This window comes from Paenibacillus sp. FSL L8-0470, from assembly GCF_038008625.1.
In the GTDB taxonomy this organism is placed as follows: Bacteria; Bacillota; Bacilli; order Paenibacillales; family Paenibacillaceae; genus Paenibacillus_AQ.
In genome coordinates, this window is the sequence record NZ_JBBOZM010000001.1 from 1,983,776 (window position 1) to 2,001,417 (window position 17,642).

The following is a 17,642-nucleotide window of genomic DNA, read 5'->3' on the forward strand; positions in this document are numbered from 1 at the left end:
CCGGGCAGTGAATTCTGCCTGGGCCCCGTCTTTATTTTTAGATATCAACCTGCGGATAACTGTATGTTATTATTCCACAATAATCTTAGCGCTCATCGAGCTGTGCCCGGAGCCGCACATGATTGCACAGGTCATTTCGAAGGTTCCAGCTTCCTCTGGAACAATGACGCGGGAAGAATCCTTGGCGGTTAATTGAAGCTCCAGCTCAGGAACAAGAATTCCGTGATTGCCGCTTTCGTTCTTAAAGGTGATCTCCACCGGCACGCCCTTTTTTAAATGATATTCCTCCTGGTCAAAGCTGTAATTCGTAGCAGAAATAACGAGTTCATCCTCTGGCTTGATGCCGGAAGCAGCAGTACCATTATTGCTGGTAGAGCCGGCTTGATTGCCGTTGCCGCCACTACAGGCCGATAGTATAAGAACAAATGCGATGGACACCAGCATGGCTGATCTTCGGATCATCTTTATCCTCCCATAACTATATTTTGATACCGTTCAGTGACAATAGCATAGCTTAGTTTTATTCGGAAGTCTTGGATAAACTTTTCAAAACCGTTGGAAAACAATCAGGCTCGGAATTTCGTCTAAAATATGTCCGAAGTTTGTCGAAAAATGCAAATAAATGATGCAAAAATAAATTAAATTTATTATAATGAAAGCTATTATATTAACGGTTAGAAGTAGGGGATGTACATCAATTTAGCTAATGATACGTTGAATGCAGAGATATGGCACCGGAGAATATTAAGCGGGTATTGGGTGCTGGTAATTTTCATGCTGGCTGCCCAGCTCATCTTTATGTTGTCAACCCATATGCCTGAAGTCAAGACAGTGCTGATTCCGAGCAAGGGGCACCTATTTATAGGATGTAATTTAATGATTGTGATCTCGATGATAATCGCCGAAATGTGGTTGCGCACTACCCTGCAATATCACAAGCAGGCTGTTGTTGTTTGCGGGTTTATTGTGTCCTATTTGATGTATTTCGTCTTAGAGCCGTTTGTTGACGGTGCACAAATGACCCTGATGATGCCAATTATGATTGCGCTTGTTTATTTTGATCAAAGACTGCTGCACGGATTGGGACTGATCAGCTTACTGTTTTATGCCGGTGTTTATTTGGGGCTGGAACGGCCGTTTCTGAATAAGCCGCTGCTGGAGTTTTTGATGGTAGAGTGTGTGTTTATTGTGTTCGTTGTGATGGCCCAGGCCGTAATTGTCCGGGGACGTGAAGTCCGTGAGCATCTGGAGCAGCTGACCAAATCCGAACAGGAACTTATGGTCGAGCGGGCAATTTCCGATAAGATGCTGAAGATTGATGCACTTACCGGCCTTTACAATCACAAGTCATTTCATGAATATCTGGACTCGCTGCTGGAGCAGTGTGAAAGCAACGGGCTGCGGCTGCAGCTGGCCCTATTTGATATTGATAACTTCAAGCAGGTGAATGATACTTATGGTCACTGGGTCGGAGACCTTGTTCTGAAGGAGGTTGCGGCCAAGATGGGCAGCCTGATCAGCTTAAATGATTTTGCGGCGAGGTATGGCGGTGAGGAATTCGCGGTGATCTTCACGGATAAAAGCGTTATAGATGCTTATGCCGCTGCAGAGAAGATGCGGATAAATATCGCCCAGATGGAGCATCCCTATGCTGGTGACAAGCCGATTACGGTCAGCATCGGGTTGTGTGATTACCAGCTCGGAGACGGCAAAGAGCGGCTGTTCCGCAAGACGGACCATGCCCTGTACGAAGCCAAGCGGAGCGGAAAGAATACTGTGGTTACCGCAACAGTAGCCCATGACGAGGATCCGGTCATGTCCTATGCTTAGTTACTATAATAAACCCCCTATTCCGTTATACTCCGGAAATAGGGGGTTTCGTTGTCTGCAGAGCCACTGCTGGGCGATATGTTATTTTCCCGCTTCAAACGGAGTGGATACCGGCAGAAACAGGTCGATAATCCCTATGACGAGGGCTGCCAGAAGCGCGCCAAGGATGGAGACGCTGACACCGCTCACGACAAACTGGGCGATCCAGATGACTAATGCGCTGACGATAAAACCGACGATTCCGCGGCCGAAGGGCGTTGTTTTTTTGCCGAAGATGCCCTCAATAACCCAGCCAAGCAGAGCGATCACCAAGGCAAGGACAAGTGCACTCCAGAAACCGCCGATTGTAAACTGCGGGACAATCCAGCCGACAACCAGCAGCACGATGGCTGCAACGATGAAACGGACGACATGACCCAAAAATCTCAATGAACTAACCTCCTTTGCCTTCGTTTCAAGGATATGTGCAGTTGTTATTGTGGCCCGAATCGCTGATTCTATGCCTAAATAGCGCAAATGGGCCGAATTAGGTATAATGTAAACATCTATGAAGGGAGCTGTGACAGTAATTGGACGACAAGATTTTGCATACGCTTGAATATCGCAAGATTTTAAATAAATTGATGCAATATACGCAAACCCCGATGGGGCGGCTGGCGGCTGAAGACCTGAGGCCCTCCGGTGATTTTGAAGGGGTGAAGAAACTGCTGCAGGCTACAGATGAGGCGGCTAACGTTGACCGGTTGAAGGGAATACCTTCTTTCCGCGGGGTCAGCGATATTCGGCCTGCGTTGAAACGCGCCTCCATCGGCGGCATGCTGGGAACGACGGAGCTGCTGTCGGTTGGCAATACCATTGGCGGAGCCCGCCGGGTCAAGCGGTTTCTGGCGGCCATGCATGAGGATGAGAAGATCCATTCTTTGTTTGCCTTAAGCGATCTGCTCTCGGAGCAGAAGCATGTAGAGGATGACATCCGGGCCTGCATTGATGAGAATGCGGATGTGCTCGATTCGGCAAGCCATGAGCTTGCCACGATCCGCAGGGAGCTGCGCGGAGGGGAGACGAGAATCCGTGAAAAGCTGGATTCTATGATCCGTTCCTCCTCAGTGGCCAAGATGCTGCAGGATCAGCTGGTGACGATCCGCGGTGACCGGTTTGTCATTCCGGTCAAGGCCGAATACCGCGCCCATTTTGGCGGAATCGTGCATGACCAGTCCGGTTCGGGGGCAACGCTGTTCATTGAGCCTGAGTCTATTGTGGCGATGAACAATAAGCTGCGGGAGACCCGCCTGCGCGAGGAACGCGAGATTGAGATCATTCTCCACCGGCTGACCGCGCTGGTAGGCGACATTGCCGAAGAAATGACCTATGATGTCGATATCCTTGGCGAGCTTGATTTCATCTTTGCCAAGGCGCGTCTGGCGCGCGATATGAAAGCTACACAGCCACGGATGAATGATCGTGGCTACCTCAAGCTGCGCAAGGGGCGCCACCCGCTTATTCCGGCGGAACAAGTCGTTCCCTTGGATGTGGAGCTTGGCAATCAATACAGCTCAATCATCGTTACCGGGCCGAATACGGGCGGTAAGACGGTTACGCTGAAGACCATCGGCCTGCTGAGCCTAATGTCGATGTCCGGATTGTTCATTCCGGCAGAGGAAGGCAGCCAGATGTGTGTATTTGATGCGATTTATGCCGATATTGGGGATGAACAGAGCATTGAGCAGAGCCTCAGTACCTTTTCCAGCCATATGACCAATATTATTTCCATACTGAAGCGTATGACTCCGAAAAGCCTGATCCTGCTGGATGAGGTGGGAGCGGGAACAGATCCGGCCGAAGGCTCGGCGCTCGCCATTGCGATTCTGGAGCATATTCACCGGATAGAATGCCGGATGGTGGCCACCACGCATTACAGCGAACTGAAGGCTTATGCCTATGAACGCAAAGGAGTCATCAATGCCAGCATGGAATTTGATGTGCAAAGTCTCAGCCCAACCTATAGACTGCTGATTGGTGTGCCGGGCCGGAGCAATGCATTTGCCATTGCCGAACGCCTCGGACTGCAGAGTGACATTCTTGAGCATGCCCGCGGCGAGGTCAAGGAAGAGGATCTGCGCGTGGAGCATATGATTGCTTCACTTGAAGAGAACCGGCTGGGTGCAGAGAATGAACGCGAGCGTGCTGAAGTGGTCCGCCGTGAAGCGGAAGAATTCCGCAACCGGCAGCAGCTGGAGCTGGAGAAGCTGGAGAGCCAGCGCGACAAGCGGCTGGAAAAGGCGGAGAAAGATGCCAGCGCCATTCTGGACAAGGCGCGTAAGGAAGCGGAGGAAATCATCAGCGATCTGCGCAGGCTGGCGATGGAGGAAGGTGCCTCCGTCAAGGAGCATAAGCTGATTGAAGCACGCCGCCGCCTCGATGAAGCCGAGCCGGCACCGCGCAAGAAGGTGGTATCCCGCAGCAACAGCAGCAAAGCACCGCGGCAGATTCAGCCCGGAGATGAAGTCAAACTGCCGAGCGTGAATCAGAAAGGCTTCGTCGTGGAGCTGAGCGGAACGAAGGAAGCGCTGGTGCAATTCGGCATTATGAAGATGAAGGTTAATCTGAACGATCTGGAGTTCCTGGCTTCCGCCCCGGATGTCCCCGTTCCTGCTCTTCGCCGGGCTACTACAGTGAAACGTACCCGTGACGAGAACATCCGCAGTGAGCTGGACTTGCGCGGAACGAACCTCGAAGAGGCAATCATGGAGACCGACCGCTTTATTGATGAAGCCTTTCTCGGCAACCTGGGCCAGATTTCGATCATACACGGCAAAGGAACCGGCGTGCTGCGAACGGGTATTCAGGAGTACTTGCGCAAGCATAAGCATGTCAAAAGCTACCGGCTCGGGAATTATAATGAGGGCGGCGCGGGCGTAACCGTGGCTGAACTGCAATAGCGGCGGAGCCTGGCGGAAAGAGGGGGAAAGATGCAAGAAACTATTGATCTTATGCTGGGCCATCCGCTGGGCGCACTGATCGGTTACTTCACCGTGGCGATTTTGGGGCTGGTGGTGTTTCTGTCCTTTTTTGAAATGGTGACCAAATATAACTGCTGGGAAGAAATCCGCAAAGGGAATTTGGCGGTAGCCATGGCGACAGGCGGCAAAATCTTCGGCATTTGCAATATCCTGCGCTTCAGCATACAGGCAGGGGCTTCGATTTACGAGACGATGAAATGGTCGGTTGTAGGATTTCTGCTGCTCTTGCTGGCTTATTTTTTGTTCGAGTTTTTAACCCCTGTTTTTTCAATTGATGATGAAATTGCCGCAGATAACCGTGCTGTCGGATTGACGGCCATGCTGATCTCGGTTTCACTGTCTTATGTAATTGGCGCCGCTATATTCTAAACTCGGGGAGTAGGAAAATCATGAAGATGCTGATCCGGATTCTGTTTTTTTCTGCCCTGGCTTTTATAGCGGCCGGTATTATTTATTTAATGGTGAATTGAATTAAATGTGAGGTAAGAAGGAGATTTTAGTGATGGAAACAACCGTATGCCCTTGGTGTCATACCGAAATCGTGTGGGACGAGGAATTTGGACCCGAAGAGACTTGCCCCCACTGCAACAATGAGCTTAGCGGCTACCGTACAGTCACTCTGGGCAGTGACGATCTGGAAGAAGACGGGCCGGAGACTGAGGACGAACCGGAGTCAGAGGAAATCAGCGATGAGGACTTGTGGGACGACAGCGACAAGGAGAGCGTAGTGCCAATCTTCAATACCGCCAGCCAATTCAGCGACGATTATGATATGAAGCGTTATGAGCATAGCGTTTCTGCCATTCTTGCTGCACAGCTTGAAGCACCCGAGTGCCCGCAATGTCATGAACTGATGGTGCTTGCCGGTACACAGAAGGTAGACAGCTTTGAGCCGTCAGCTCCCGAAGCACTGGGCGGAGCTGTAATGAAAGCACCGTTTGCGCTTAATCTCTATGTATGCCCTTCATGTTTTCATGTTCAGCACAATCTGGCGCAGAAAGACCGTATTCAGTTTGTGCGTAACCTGAGCACCTCTGCGGAATAAATGCCGATTCATGTCAGCCCTGCTTTCTGGACATATTAAAGCTAGGAATGTCCAAAAGGCAGGAGGTTAATTATGAAAAGCTTATTGCGTAATCAGGCGGTTCTGCTGCTTGCCGTGGCCGGGCTGTATATGTTGGCGAGTGTGCTGGCAGGCACTTTTCTGAACGTCTATCTGTGGAAAAGCCGCCAAAATTTTGCCATGATCGGCTGGTTTACGGTTGCTCAGCAGGTGGCTGTTGGCCTCAGCTTCTGGGTGGGCGGCAAATGGGTGAAGGAGCATAATAAGATGAATGCCCTGCGGCTGGGAATCGCCGTTTCGGGCTTTTTTTATTTGCTGGTGCTGTGGCTGGGCGGACAAGCAGTGCATTATATCTGGCCGCTCGGCCTGATCCTGGGGCTCTCGATAGGCTTCTTTTGGCTGGCATTCAACATCGTGTTTTTCGAAATTACCGAAGCGGTGAACCGCGATTTCTTCAATGGGTGGATGGGGTTGCTCGGTTCATTTACCGGCATCGTCGGACCGTGGATTTCCGGTTGGCTGATCTCGTTGTGGCCAGGGGATCGCGGGTACCGCGTCGTATTTATCATCTCGCTCTGCACTTATGGCATTTCAGCCGTACTCAGCTTTCTGCTGCAGAAGCGTAAGAGCGAAGGGACCTACCTGTGGCTGGAGCCATGGAAAGAGCTCCAGCGTGCCGGCAGCCCATGGAGACCGGCAGCGGCTGCGCTGCTGTTTCAAGGTATGCGTGATGGCGTTTTTTCATTTCTGATCGGCTTATTGGTGTACATAGCGGCTAGAGAAGAGAGCAAGCTGGGGCAGTTTGCACTAATTACTTCAGCTGTATCTCTAATCAGTTATTTTGTTGCCGGTAAGTGGTTCAAGCCCAAATTCCGCTCCGCAGGCATGTTGGCCGGTGGCCTGCTGCTGGTGGCTGTGATTACGCCGCTGCTCTGGAAAGTCAGCTACGGGACGCTGCTGATCATGGGCATAGGGACCTCGCTCAGTATTCCGCTGTATATGCTGCCTATGGTTTCGACCAGCTTTGACTTGATGGGCCTGTCTGCGGAGGCTGCCGGCAAACGGGTAGAGCTTGTTGTGCTGAGGGAGCTGAGCCTCATGAGCGGACGGCTGCTAGGGGTGTTCGTATTCATTGCGGTGCTGTCTGTGAACGACTCACCACAGGTTATCACGCTGCTGATGCTGCTGCTGGGTGCATCTCCGCTGGGCAGCTGGCTGGTTTTGCGCCGTCTGCTGAGAAGCGGGAAATATCATCCGTCCTGAAGAGGGCGAGATGACCGGATAGGGGGAAGGTTAAGTTTTGGCCAAGAAAAAAGGTTATGGCCTAAGGACGAAGGTTGCAGTTATGGTATCCGCTGTGGTGATGTTGGTCATGCTGATGCTCTACATTATTTTCCGGAATCAGATTATCCCGCAGACCCGCCATGCCCTGGAGGATAAAGCCATTACGATTGCCCGCACCCTTGCCTTGATGCCGCTGGTGTCGGAAGGGCTAGTGGAGGGCCGCAGCAAGGAGATTCAGGCCTATACCTCCAAAATCACCCGCCGCAATGATATTATGTTTGTAGTCGTAATTGATATGAACAGTATCCGTTATTCCCATCCTGATGCCTCAATGATTGGAAAGCACTTTGTGGGTGGAGGACAGAAGATGGCGCTGCGCGGGGAAGAGAGCATCTCCGAAGGCGAGGGGCTGCTGGGCAAGTCACTGCGCGCCTTTGTGCCAGTGTATAACAACAGAGGTTCGCAGGTAGGAGTAGTCGTAGTCGGACTTTCGCTGGAACGTGTGCACCGTCTGGTACGGCAGAATGAATGGACCATCATCGCAATTCTGCTGTCCGGTGCCGTGCTTGGAGCCGGAGGGGCGATCGTGCTGGCCCGGAAAATTAAACAGATGATGTTCGGCATGGAGCCTTCAGATATTTCCAAGCTGCTGGAAGAGCGCAGCGCCATGCTGCAGTCTGCACGCGAAGGTATTATTGCGGTAGATGATAAAGCCCGGATCACAATGATCAATGTAGAAGCAGAGCGGCTTCTGGGAACGGTGGGCATTACTGGCAATGCGATGACCCGGCATATCGCAGATTATTGGCCTGAGCTGCGTCTTGAGTCCGTGCTGGCCACGGGGGAAGCGAAGGTGGATCAGGATCTTGAGCTGAACGGCATCACTTTGCTCGTCAACAGTGTTCCGATCCGGGTGAATGGCCAGATTGCCGGAGCCATCGCGACATTCCGGGATAAGACCGAGCTTGCCGTGCTGGTTGAACGGCTGTCCGGCATTTCCGTATATGCGGACGCCTTGCGGGCCGGGACGCATGAGTTCATGAACAAGCTGCATGTCATTATGGGAATGACACATATGGGCCTGTACGATGAGCTGCAGCAGTACATCTCGGGCATGGTGGGCAACTACCAGAAGGAAATCGGCTCTATTACGAGACAGATTAAGGACCCTGTGATGGCAGGCTTCCTGCTGGGGAAATTGAGCCGGGCCCGCGAAGCAGGAATTGATCTGCAGCTGACCGGGGACAGCTATTTGCCGGAATCGGCAGACCCGCAGTGCATTCATGAACTGATCACGATTGCCGGCAATCTGCTTGACAACGCTATGGAGGTACTGAAGGAGCATAACGTCAAGGAGATAGAGCTTGCTTTTTGTTATGACCGGGGACGCCTGATTTGCACCGTGCGGGACAGCGGACCGGGCGTTCCAGAGGCGCTGCGGGAGCAGGTATTTGTTCAAGGCTTCTCCACCAAGGGAGAGCAACGGGGAATCGGTCTGTACCTGGTCCGGAAAAGCGTGGAGAAGCTGCAGGGTAAGCTTCAGATTGTAGATGACGGGAAGCCGGGAACAACGTTTATGGCCGATGTGCCATATGCTGTTAAGGGTGATGAAGCAGTATGACCATTAAGGCGCTGTCCAGCCTGGAAGATGAAGGGGAATATTGATTATGGACAACGATCATCACCTGCAGCTTTGGGATCAGGTGCTTCTAAGAGTGCTGGATATACGACTGCGGCGGGTAGAAGCAGGTGAGTTTCATCTGCCTTATGTCCTGCCTGCAAGCTCTTTTATATTTTGTACGAACGGCAGCGGCGAGCTTTGGCTGGATGAAGAGATCTGGCTGGCTGATGGATTTTACCTGCTGCACGCAGGCAAAGGCAGGAGGCTTAAAGTAAATACGGAGAAGGGTTTGGAGCTGTATTTCATTTTCTATAAAGCTGTTTTGCCGCAGAACTCCTTGCGTGAATTTCATATCCTGATGCAAACGGACAGCCCCTTCGATCATATGTGGGGAATTTCTCCAGCAGAGCCGCTGGAACTGCTCAGTCTTGCCCAGCAGATGCTGGAGGGCTGGCATTCTGACAAAAGCCCTATAGGTAAGCTGCTGATAAAGGGAATGTTTATGCAATTCCTCCATCACGCTTTAAAGGATAAGCAGGACTGGAAAGCAGCCAAGCCATCAGTAGCGGAGCAGGTTGTGCGGTATTTGTCACAGCATTATCGTGGTCAGGTATCCATTGAACGCCTAGCACAGCAGCTTAATTACAGTCCTCAATATATTTCACGAAAATTCAAAGAGCAGACCTGCTACAGCCCGCTTGACTATGTCATCAAACTTCGCATGTATAAAGCACAGGAAATGCTGCTTGCTACCAATGCTTCTTTGCAGGAAATCGCTGCGTATATTGGCTATACTGACGTTGTATATTTCAACCGTATATTTAAAAAAAACATGGGTGTTGCTCCCGGATTGTTTAGAGCACAATTAGAAGCCGGGCAAAGGGGTGTTTCGGATCATGCTATAAAGAAGTTAAATCCGTCTCTTGTTATGAAACTTATCCAACGATATCATATTGATGATAATGAAAATCATTATCAATATACGGAGGATGGAGAGTTTGATATGCTTAACCATTACAAGAAAATGACTACAATGCTCAGCTTATGTGTCATGCTGCTGCTTGTTGCATGCGGAACATCTAAGGGCGGATCACAAGCTACGGGGAGCAGCCAGGCGCCAAATGAACAACAGAATAAAGCGGTATCGACTCCGTCCATTCAGCCGGACGAATTGCCGCAGGAAACCAAAAGTGTCTCTACGAAATTTGGTGAAGTGGAGATTCCCGTCCATCCTCAACGGGTGGCTGCTATTTCCTATTTGGGTACTGTGCTTGCACTTGATGTTAAGCCCGTTGCGGCAGAGGAGTTTTTAATGTCAAGTCCTTACCTTGAAGGAATGCTTGACGGTGTGGTGGATGTGGGCACCTCGCTGGAAAAGCTGCTTGAGGTGGAACCTGATCTGATTATTAGTCATGTAACGGATCAAGAAACCTATGATAAGTATAAACAGATTGCTCCTACTGTTGTGATGCCGTACAATGCATTTGAATCCGTTGAAGCTGAAATGGACTATTTCGGCAAGGTGCTAGGCAAGGAGGAAGAAAGCCTGAAATGGAAGGAACAATTCCAGGAGCAGATAGCCAGTGCGAAGCAACAGGTACAGGAAGCTGTCTCAGAGAATGAAACGGTATCTGTTATGCAAGAGTTTGATGGTCTTGTATATTTGTTTGGTAGCAAGTCCGGCAGAGGTGGACGTATTATGTACGAGCAGTTGGAGATGAACCCTCCCGCAGCAGTACCCGAAAAAATGCTCCAGGAATCCTATGCTGAATTTTCATTGGAGCTATTGCCGGAGTATATGGGAGATTATCTTGTGCTAACCTCTGAATCCTCATTGGAGCAGCTACAGGCTGATCCCATCTGGGGAATTCTTCCTCCAGTCAAGGAAGGACGCGTATATTTGTGGAATGAATCGAGTTCCTGGTACCGCGATCCCATTGCAATGCTTAATCAAATCAATGATTTAGCCGATTGGCTGGCTGCTGCAGCGAAAGCTAACCTATAAACCGTAAATGCTGTGGAGACTCGTCTGAGGATAGAGTCTCCTTTTGGTGCTCTATGTTATTTTCCGAGATCAGATTATCCGGCAGCAGGGAGATTCAGGCCTTTACCTCCAAAATTATCTGCCGTAATGATATTATGTTTGTAGTCGCATTCAACTGTGCGGCAGAATGAATGGAGAAGTTACTGATCCAGCTTCAGATTGTAAAGGATAGGAAGCCGGGAACAACGTTTATGGCCGATGTGCTATATGCTGTAAAGGGTGATGAAACTGTATGAACATTAAAGTGCTGATTGTTGAGGATGATCCGATGGTGGCGAAATTCAACCGCCATTATCTGGAGCAGGTGCAGGGTTTTGAGTTCGCAGGCTGGGCCTCTTCAGGCGATGAGGCTGCAAAGATGCTTGCGGATCGTGAAGTAGACCTGATACTGCTCGATATTTATATGCCGCATACCAACGGGCTGCAATTGCTGTCCTCCCTGCGGGAGCAGGGAAGCATGGTTGACGTTATCGTGATTTCCGCAGCCAGCGACAATGGGAGCATCCGTAAAGCGCTGCAGCACGGGGCTGTTGACTATTTAATCAAGCCCTTTGAGTTCGCCCGTTTTCAGGCGGCGCTGTCTGCATACCGTGAGGATCATCTGCTGATGAAGCATAGGGAGCATCTCAGCCAGGAGCAGCTTGATAAGCTGCTGCGGCATTCCCTGGGAAACGAGGAAGACAAAGCGGGGACTCTGCCCAAGGGACTTGCGGAAGGGACGCTGGAGAGCATTTGGAACACCATACAGCGGCTGGAAAGACCGGTATTCTCCACCGAAGATATTACGGCAAGTGCCCCGCTTTCGCGGATCTCTGTCCGCAAATATTTGGCTTTTCTTACGGAGGCCGGTGTGCTGGAGATGGAGATCAGCTATGGAGCGGTGGGCAGGCCGGTATATATGTACACAGTATCTGCTACGGGCCATGAAATTATAGCTAAATATATATAAGCGGCAGCTGCCACTCAAGAGGGACCTTCGGGTCCCTTTTTACTGTACAGGACAATCGTTGAACCAGACGTGGTTACTCGCTTATTCGCTATGGATTTGGGGTTTCATCACTCCTCTATGAATTTAAGAAGCAAATACTAGGCATATTGGTCCTTTCTCTAAATAATATGTCGAATCTACTTGACAATGCTAGGCCTTTTTGACTAGTGTTAACTCAAATATTGGTAGAGAGGATCATGCTCAGGATGGTAGGGTTGTCGATGAAATCATTGTTTTACAAGTTTTGTATGGTACTATGTTTGTTAATTCTGGGTCTTACAATTTTTCCGCGTCCGTCGCTAGGTTCGGCTAATATTGTGAACCCTGGCCAGGTCTACTCCTATTCCACTATGGAAAGAGATATCAAGAGTCTGGCCGCCAAATATCCTGGATTGATCACTTACAAATCGCTGGGCCGGACGATATACGGACGCGAGTTGTGGGCGGTTCAGCTAGGGCGCGGGGAAGCGGTGCTGTCTCTGAATGGCTCACACCATGCCCGGGAATGGATGACGACTTCACTGCTCATGAAAATGGCAGACTCGTATGCTGAGGCCTATGTCCAGGATCAGAAGCTGGGAAACTACAACGTGAGAGATTTGTTGAACAATGTCAGTATCTGGATCGTGCCAATGGTGAATCCGGATGGTGTTACGCTGGCTCAGCAGGGCACAGCGGGTCTGTCTAAGAGTCTAGCTTCCACACTGGTAGGCTACAACGGAGGAAGCAGTAATTTCAAACGCTGGAAAGCGAATATGCAAGGGCTCGACCTGAACCGCCAGTATCCTGCAAGCTGGAACACGATCAGGAATGCTTCACCTTATCCGTCGTACCAGAACTACAAGGGTGTGAAACCGGCGCAAGCGCCGGAGATCCGGCTTATGATGGATTTCACTTATACGCTGGATCCGGAAATGACCATTTCCTATCACAGCTCCGGCGAGATTGTTTTCTGGAACTTCAACACGCTGGCAGCCAATCTGGGACGGGACAAAAAAATCGCCGCCGATGTCGGACTCTTTACCGGCTATTCTCTTGTGAAGCCGGAGAAGAATCCATCCGGTGGAGGCTATAAGGATTGGTTCATCCAGGAGTTTAAACGGCCTGGCCTTACGATTGAAATCGGCTCGTACGCCGGTGAAGGGCCACTGCCGCTCAGCGCTTTTAATAACATCTGGGCGAAGAATAAGAAAGTCGGAGTGTATGCAGCTGCGGTCTCCTATGATCTTTGGCTCAAGAAGCAGACGCTGGAGCAGGTTGGGCTACCCATGAATCTGTTCACCCAATCGGCAGTATTCTCCGGTACCGGCAATTCGCCAGCCATAGGCACGCAGCAGCCGCAGGAAGTATATGTAATCGCACGTAAGGGAAACTGGTTCCAGATCAAGTACGGCAGCGGTGTGGGTTGGATTTGTCCTGCACCTGGGACATTGGTTGTCGTAGAGGCAGTAGAAGCCACTGCTCAATTGAATGCACAAACAAAGCTGTATAAGTATCCTGATCTTCTGGCTCCTAAGGCGGGCATCCTTCCGCCACAGGAGGTACAGGTCAAAGGTAAATACACCAATTGGCTGCTGGTCTCGAGCTTGAACGGGACGTGGTGGATTGACGGAACTTCGCTTACTCTGGTAGAGGCTGCGCACCCTACGGCAGTGCCGCAGGGTGCAGAGGAAGTAAATAATAGCGCCGAAACTGAAAGCAATAGCATTAATGAAGGAGGAGCACCCACCGGAGAGAACAGTAACGCAGCGGAAAGCAGCGGCGTCTCTGAAGAAACCAGCTCTGCAGAAGGCAGTGGAAATGTTGGACGGTGAGTGTTGCGGAAGTGACCGTTAAATCATAGCATCATGCGAAAACGGCAGACCCGAAATTTCAGGTCTGCCGTTTTCATTTTCAGCCATGTATAAGCATCTGCACCAGGCTATTTAAGATTAACTTAAGATTCTCGAAATATAGCCGAAAGGTTGAAAGGATATTCTTGATCCATATGTCTAACAAGAGAAGGGACAGAATCAGGAGAAGAGGTAAAGAGAGATGAAAACAATACAGTGGACTATAATGCAAACATTAATGATCATATTGGTTATGGTCACAGGCAGCGTGCTGCCCTTACTGCAACAGGGGGTGGCGCATGCGGAAGCGGCTCCACTTGCTGTAGATACGGCCCAAATTGACAAGTTTGTGGAAACGATGCGCGAGAAGCTGGATATTCCGGGTGTGGCTGTCGGCATTGTGCAGGGAGACCAGACCGTCTACACCAAGGGATATGGAATTTCCGGCCCCGATGGCCAGCCCGTTACAGCGCAAACCCCTTTTATTCTAGGCTCCGTCTCCAAATCGTTTACGGCGCTGGGCATCATGCAATTGGTTGAGCAAGGGAAAATTGACCTGGATGCGCCGGTGCAGCACTACTTACCGGACTTCGAGCTTGCGGACAAGGAAGCATCCAAAACCATTCTGGTCCGGCATTTACTGAATCAGAACAGCGGACTGTCCACTTTACATGGGCGGTCAGCTTTTACCAACACAATGCCAACTATAGATGCACTTATACATAATCTGAAAGACACACCATTAACCGGGGCCGTCGGCAACAAGTTTCAATATTCCAACTACAATTACGATATACTGGGCGGAATTATTCAGGCCGTTTCCGGCAAGTCTTATGCTGAATATATTCAGGATTATGTGTATTCCCCTTTGGATATGAAGAACAGTTTTACTTCTACACCCGAAGCGAAACTACAGGGATTGGCCACAGGCTACAAGTCCGTCTTTGGTTTCATGGTTCCTTTTGAGCAGCCGGACAACCAATCTATGCTTGCGTCCGCATATCTGATCTCAAGCGCAGAAGATATGAACCATTATTTAATTGCGCAAAACAATGGCGGAAGGTTCCATGATCATAGCGTGGCAACTGCGGAAAGTGTTGCGGAAATGCATCAGCCGGCCATAAAAGACCCTACCACCGACGGCAGTGAATACGGTATGGGCTGGGAGATCATTAATGGTATTGTTCAGCATGCGGGTGATGTTGAGAGCTTTCACGCCGATATGAAGCTGGACGGGGACGTAGGTGTTGTGGTATTGATCAATGCCCATGATTATTTGGTCCGCGGCTACAAATTAAGCATGGTGGCTGATGGAATTCTTGACATTATACATGGCCGCGAGCCAGTCGAGGATGTGGGCAGCAATGCCGGTACCCATTTTTTCATTGATCTGGCTTGTTTAGCAGTGGCAATTATGCTGGGAGTGTCGGTTGTCAATCTGTTTAAACGCAAGAAAAACTTTCGATTTACCCCGTTGCGGATCAGTGCATCCGCATTTTGCCTGCTTTTGTTTAATGTAGTGCTGCCGATTACGGTTTTATACGGTCCTAGTCATATTTTTGCCCCATGGAGAGTGGTGGTCTCCTTTCTGCCTGGGGTTGGACATCTCGTCTTTGTCCTGAGTATCCTATCTCTCGGGATCGGTGCTGCCAAGCTGATTGTATGGGTTCATAATCTGCGTCTGCACAGAATGAAGGGAAGCGGGAAAACGATCGCCAGCTAGAATTGAATAGAGGAACCGGGGCCGACCGCCCCAGCAGGAAGATTCAGTTACTTTAATTGCATTTTGCTTCTGTAGAGGCGGGGCCGCTTACAGAGGTTGGTATTCTACATCGTGGAGTGCCCTGCCTTTATTTGCGAATCGTTCCTGAAGACCGGCTATGATGACCCGGATGTAATTCTGATTTAAGGTCCATACCGAAGCAGCCGAATACTTGAAAAGCGGCAACCTGGCCGAGAAGGTGATGTACATGTTCAAGCGGTCACCAACCAGGATACCGGAGAGCTTAACCTCAACCAGACCGTCGAGTTAGAGTAGAGCAGTCGGTTTCGGAAGCAGGCTCTACACCAAGGAGATTAACAGGATTTATCTGTTGGTCTCTTTTGCTGTGGAGACCGGCATAATTAAATGTCACGCTTAAGGCTGCTCAAGTGTTATATCTATAGTAACAGCACAAATAGAAGAAAGGAGATCAACGTGGATTCTATAGAAGAGAAGATTACAAGAGTACAGGCCGGTGAGGCCCGACTGTTCTCAGATGTGATCAGGCTGTACCAGCAGCGGATATACCTCTACTGCTTCCGGCTGCTGAACAGCAGGGAAGAGGCGGAGGATGCGGTGCAGGATGTCCTGATTAAGGCTTATCAGAATATCGGGCAATACAAGCCGCAGGCGGATTTCGTATCGTGGCTCTACAAGATCGCTTACCACCATTGTCTGAATCAGTTGCGGCGGCAGAAATTTCAGCTTCAGCTGCGCAAGCTGCTCCGGCAGGACGTTGCGGTGAACAGCGCCGAACAAATGGTTGAGAACCGCCTGTTCAGCGAGCCGGTCTCGGCCGCTCTGGGGAAGCTTGATGTGGAAGACCGGAACTTGTTGATTCTGCGAATATATGAAGATAAATCGTTTGCGGAAATCGGCGAAATTCTGGGCGTCAGTACGGCTACCGCACGCAAAAGATATGAACGGACCAGAGGCAAACTTAAAAAAGCGATTGAGAGAAAGGAGAAACAATTATGGGCAAGAGTGAATTGACTTCGGAGGAGCAGTTTCTGAAGGATGGAGACCGTTCGGCCAATTTGATCCCCGTTGATGTTCATGGACCGGTAATGAAAGCGCTCGGGCTTGGCGGGACCTTACCTGCTGCAGAAGAGAAGACAGCGCTTCAGACACTTCCGCCAAACGAAGGGGGTCCTAACGTGATGCGCAGGCTGGAGACAGAAGGCGCGGCTGGGCGGGGCCGGAGGAGATTCCTGCGGATTCCGGTGCAGGGCTGGGTGGCGGCACTCCTTGTATTGGTCTTGCTGGGCGGCGGCTATACCCAGTATTCCGGTGAAGTCCGGCAGGGGGCTGGAGCTCAGTATAAGGTGCTGCCGTATAAGCCGCTTCCGGCGACGACATCAGGTGGTATGATAGAGAAGGCGATAGAACCCTTGATTCCCTTTCCTCCCGGGGTACAGCTGAGTACAGAGGATGAAAGCTACAAAGAGAATAAACTCTACAGCATGAAATATTCAAAGGGCTTCAACACCCTGGAGAAGCTGCTGCTTCCTGGAGAGTATGCTACCTATGTTATCACACGTGAAGACCGGAAAGAAGATCGTAGTCTTAACATGTACCGTCCGCCGATCACGTTCAAGGACTATGCAGCCTATGAGGCCAGTGTAGAGAAGCACAACGCTCCGATAGTGAAGCAGCCGGGGTATATGCCGGAAGGGTATGCCTTGGACGAGGCGGCCATCAGGCCTTCTTTCATAAAAGTTCCAGATGAGAAGCAGCTTGAAGGCGGAAGCGTGAGAGACCTGGGAGACAACTTCCGGCTGACCTGGAGAGTGGAGAAGGCGGAGAACATTGCCTATCTTTCTTCTTCACTGGTGTACAAGAAGGGGAAGGTTCAGGTGAGAATCAGTGCCTCACGTGTTGATGACAAAGCTAAACCGGCATATCCGCTGTCGTGGACCAAAACGACAAAGGTGGAGAATATTGAGATTGGCAGCAAGCAGCTCATTTATCTCGAAAACTCCAGCAACAAGGAGATCGACATGGGGTATACGTATAATCTGGTCTGGTCTGACCCCGAAGCGCAGATCGTCTATAATGTGTCGGTTCGCCAGGAGAAATCTGAGTTGACCAAGGATGAGGTCATCCGCATTGCTGCCGGTATGATGAATTAAACGAACGCAGATATTACGCTCAGGGCTGTTTCGCTATCTATGATAGCGGGACAGCCCTCGAGCGTT

The 17,642-nt window shown here is 50.5% G+C and carries 14 protein-coding genes; 12 read left to right on the plus strand and 2 right to left on the minus strand.

The features are described 5' to 3' along the window. Positions 1-69: 69 nt before the first annotated feature. Positions 70-462 (minus strand): cupredoxin domain-containing protein, encoded by a 393-nt coding sequence (locus NST99_RS09055; RefSeq protein ID WP_341091178.1) that lies wholly within the window; start codon positions 460-462, stop codon positions 70-72. 225 nt (positions 463-687) lie between these two features. On the opposite strand from NST99_RS09055, the gene NST99_RS09060 reads away from it, so the two are divergent. Continuing rightward, entirely contained in the window at positions 688-1,830 is a 1,143-nt protein-coding gene (locus NST99_RS09060) for a GGDEF domain-containing protein (RefSeq protein ID WP_341091179.1), read from the plus strand. An 81-nt stretch (positions 1,831-1,911) separates the two neighbouring features. Here the strand turns inward: NST99_RS09060 and NST99_RS09065 are convergent, their stop codons facing one another. Continuing rightward, the gene (locus tag NST99_RS09065; RefSeq protein WP_341091181.1) at positions 1,912-2,259 is read right to left on the minus strand and encodes a phage holin family protein; all 348 of its coding nucleotides are present in this window, start codon (positions 2,257-2,259) and stop codon (positions 1,912-1,914) included. Positions 2,260-2,399: 140 nt separating this feature from the next. Between NST99_RS09065 and NST99_RS09070 the strand changes: the two genes are divergently transcribed. From NST99_RS09070 to NST99_RS09120, 11 genes are all read left to right on the plus strand, one after another. Beyond that, a complete protein-coding gene (locus tag NST99_RS09070; RefSeq protein WP_341091182.1) occupies positions 2,400-4,769 on the plus strand; it encodes an endonuclease MutS2 in 2,370 nt (789 codons plus the stop codon). Between the two features lie 30 nt (positions 4,770-4,799). After that, complete coding sequence (locus tag NST99_RS09075) at positions 4,800-5,219, plus strand: DUF350 domain-containing protein (protein ID WP_038588259.1); 420 nt, start codon at positions 4,800-4,802, stop codon at positions 5,217-5,219. Between the two features lie 133 nt (positions 5,220-5,352). After that, positions 5,353-5,895 carry a hypothetical protein gene (locus NST99_RS09080; protein ID WP_341091183.1) on the plus strand — a complete coding sequence of 181 codons (543 nt, stop codon included), beginning with the start codon at positions 5,353-5,355 and terminating at the stop codon, positions 5,893-5,895. Between the two features lie 72 nt (positions 5,896-5,967). Further along, complete coding sequence (locus NST99_RS09085; RefSeq protein WP_341091184.1) at positions 5,968-7,176, plus strand: MFS transporter; 1,209 nt, start codon at positions 5,968-5,970, stop codon at positions 7,174-7,176. A 37-nt stretch (positions 7,177-7,213) separates the two neighbouring features. After that, entirely contained in the window at positions 7,214-8,818 is a 1,605-nt protein-coding gene (gene dcuS / locus NST99_RS09090; protein ID WP_341091185.1) for a DcuS/MalK family sensor histidine kinase, read from the plus strand. A 46-nt stretch (positions 8,819-8,864) separates the two neighbouring features. Continuing rightward, complete coding sequence (locus tag NST99_RS09095; protein ID WP_341091186.1) at positions 8,865-10,823, plus strand: AraC family transcriptional regulator; 1,959 nt, start codon at positions 8,865-8,867, stop codon at positions 10,821-10,823. 271 nt (positions 10,824-11,094) lie between these two features. Next, the gene (locus NST99_RS09100) at positions 11,095-11,811 is read left to right on the plus strand and encodes a response regulator (RefSeq protein WP_341091187.1); all 717 of its coding nucleotides are present in this window, start codon (positions 11,095-11,097) and stop codon (positions 11,809-11,811) included. A 287-nt stretch (positions 11,812-12,098) separates the two neighbouring features. After that, on the plus strand, positions 12,099-13,664 hold the full coding sequence (locus NST99_RS09105; protein ID WP_341091188.1) for a M14 family metallocarboxypeptidase: 1,566 nt from the start codon (positions 12,099-12,101) through the stop codon (positions 13,662-13,664). A gap of 220 nt (positions 13,665-13,884) precedes the next feature. Beyond that, complete coding sequence (locus tag NST99_RS09110) at positions 13,885-15,405, plus strand: serine hydrolase domain-containing protein (protein ID WP_341091190.1); 1,521 nt, start codon at positions 13,885-13,887, stop codon at positions 15,403-15,405. Between the two features lie 474 nt (positions 15,406-15,879). Continuing rightward, the gene (locus NST99_RS09115) at positions 15,880-16,437 is read left to right on the plus strand and encodes an RNA polymerase sigma factor (protein ID WP_341091192.1); all 558 of its coding nucleotides are present in this window, start codon (positions 15,880-15,882) and stop codon (positions 16,435-16,437) included. Next, entirely contained in the window at positions 16,419-17,576 is a 1,158-nt protein-coding gene (locus tag NST99_RS09120) for a DUF4367 domain-containing protein (protein WP_341091193.1), read from the plus strand. The genes NST99_RS09115 and NST99_RS09120 overlap by 19 nt, the downstream gene beginning before the upstream one ends. The last annotated feature ends 66 nt before the right edge of the window (positions 17,577-17,642 follow it).

Bases quoted from the DNA above. Each gene is read 5' to 3' on its own strand.
- NST99_RS09110 (WP_341091190.1), top strand. From the start codon at position 13,885: ATGAAAACAATACAGTGGACTATAATGCAAACATTAATGATCATATTG.
- NST99_RS09120 (WP_341091193.1), top strand. From the start codon at position 16,419: ATGGGCAAGAGTGAATTGACTTCGGAGGAGCAGTTTCTGAAGGATGGA.
- NST99_RS09060 (WP_341091179.1), top strand. From the start codon at position 688: ATGTACATCAATTTAGCTAATGATACGTTGAATGCAGAGATATGGCAC.
- NST99_RS09055 (WP_341091178.1), bottom strand. From the start codon at position 462: ATGATCCGAAGATCAGCCATGCTGGTGTCCATCGCATTTGTTCTTATA.
- NST99_RS09105 (WP_341091188.1), top strand. From the start codon at position 12,099: ATGGTACTATGTTTGTTAATTCTGGGTCTTACAATTTTTCCGCGTCCG.
- NST99_RS09100 (WP_341091187.1), top strand. From the start codon at position 11,095: ATGAACATTAAAGTGCTGATTGTTGAGGATGATCCGATGGTGGCGAAA.
- NST99_RS09085 (WP_341091184.1), top strand. From the start codon at position 5,968: ATGAAAAGCTTATTGCGTAATCAGGCGGTTCTGCTGCTTGCCGTGGCC.
- NST99_RS09080 (WP_341091183.1), top strand. From the start codon at position 5,353: ATGGAAACAACCGTATGCCCTTGGTGTCATACCGAAATCGTGTGGGAC.
- NST99_RS09095 (WP_341091186.1), top strand. From the start codon at position 8,865: ATGGACAACGATCATCACCTGCAGCTTTGGGATCAGGTGCTTCTAAGA.
- NST99_RS09075 (WP_038588259.1), top strand. From the start codon at position 4,800: ATGCAAGAAACTATTGATCTTATGCTGGGCCATCCGCTGGGCGCACTG.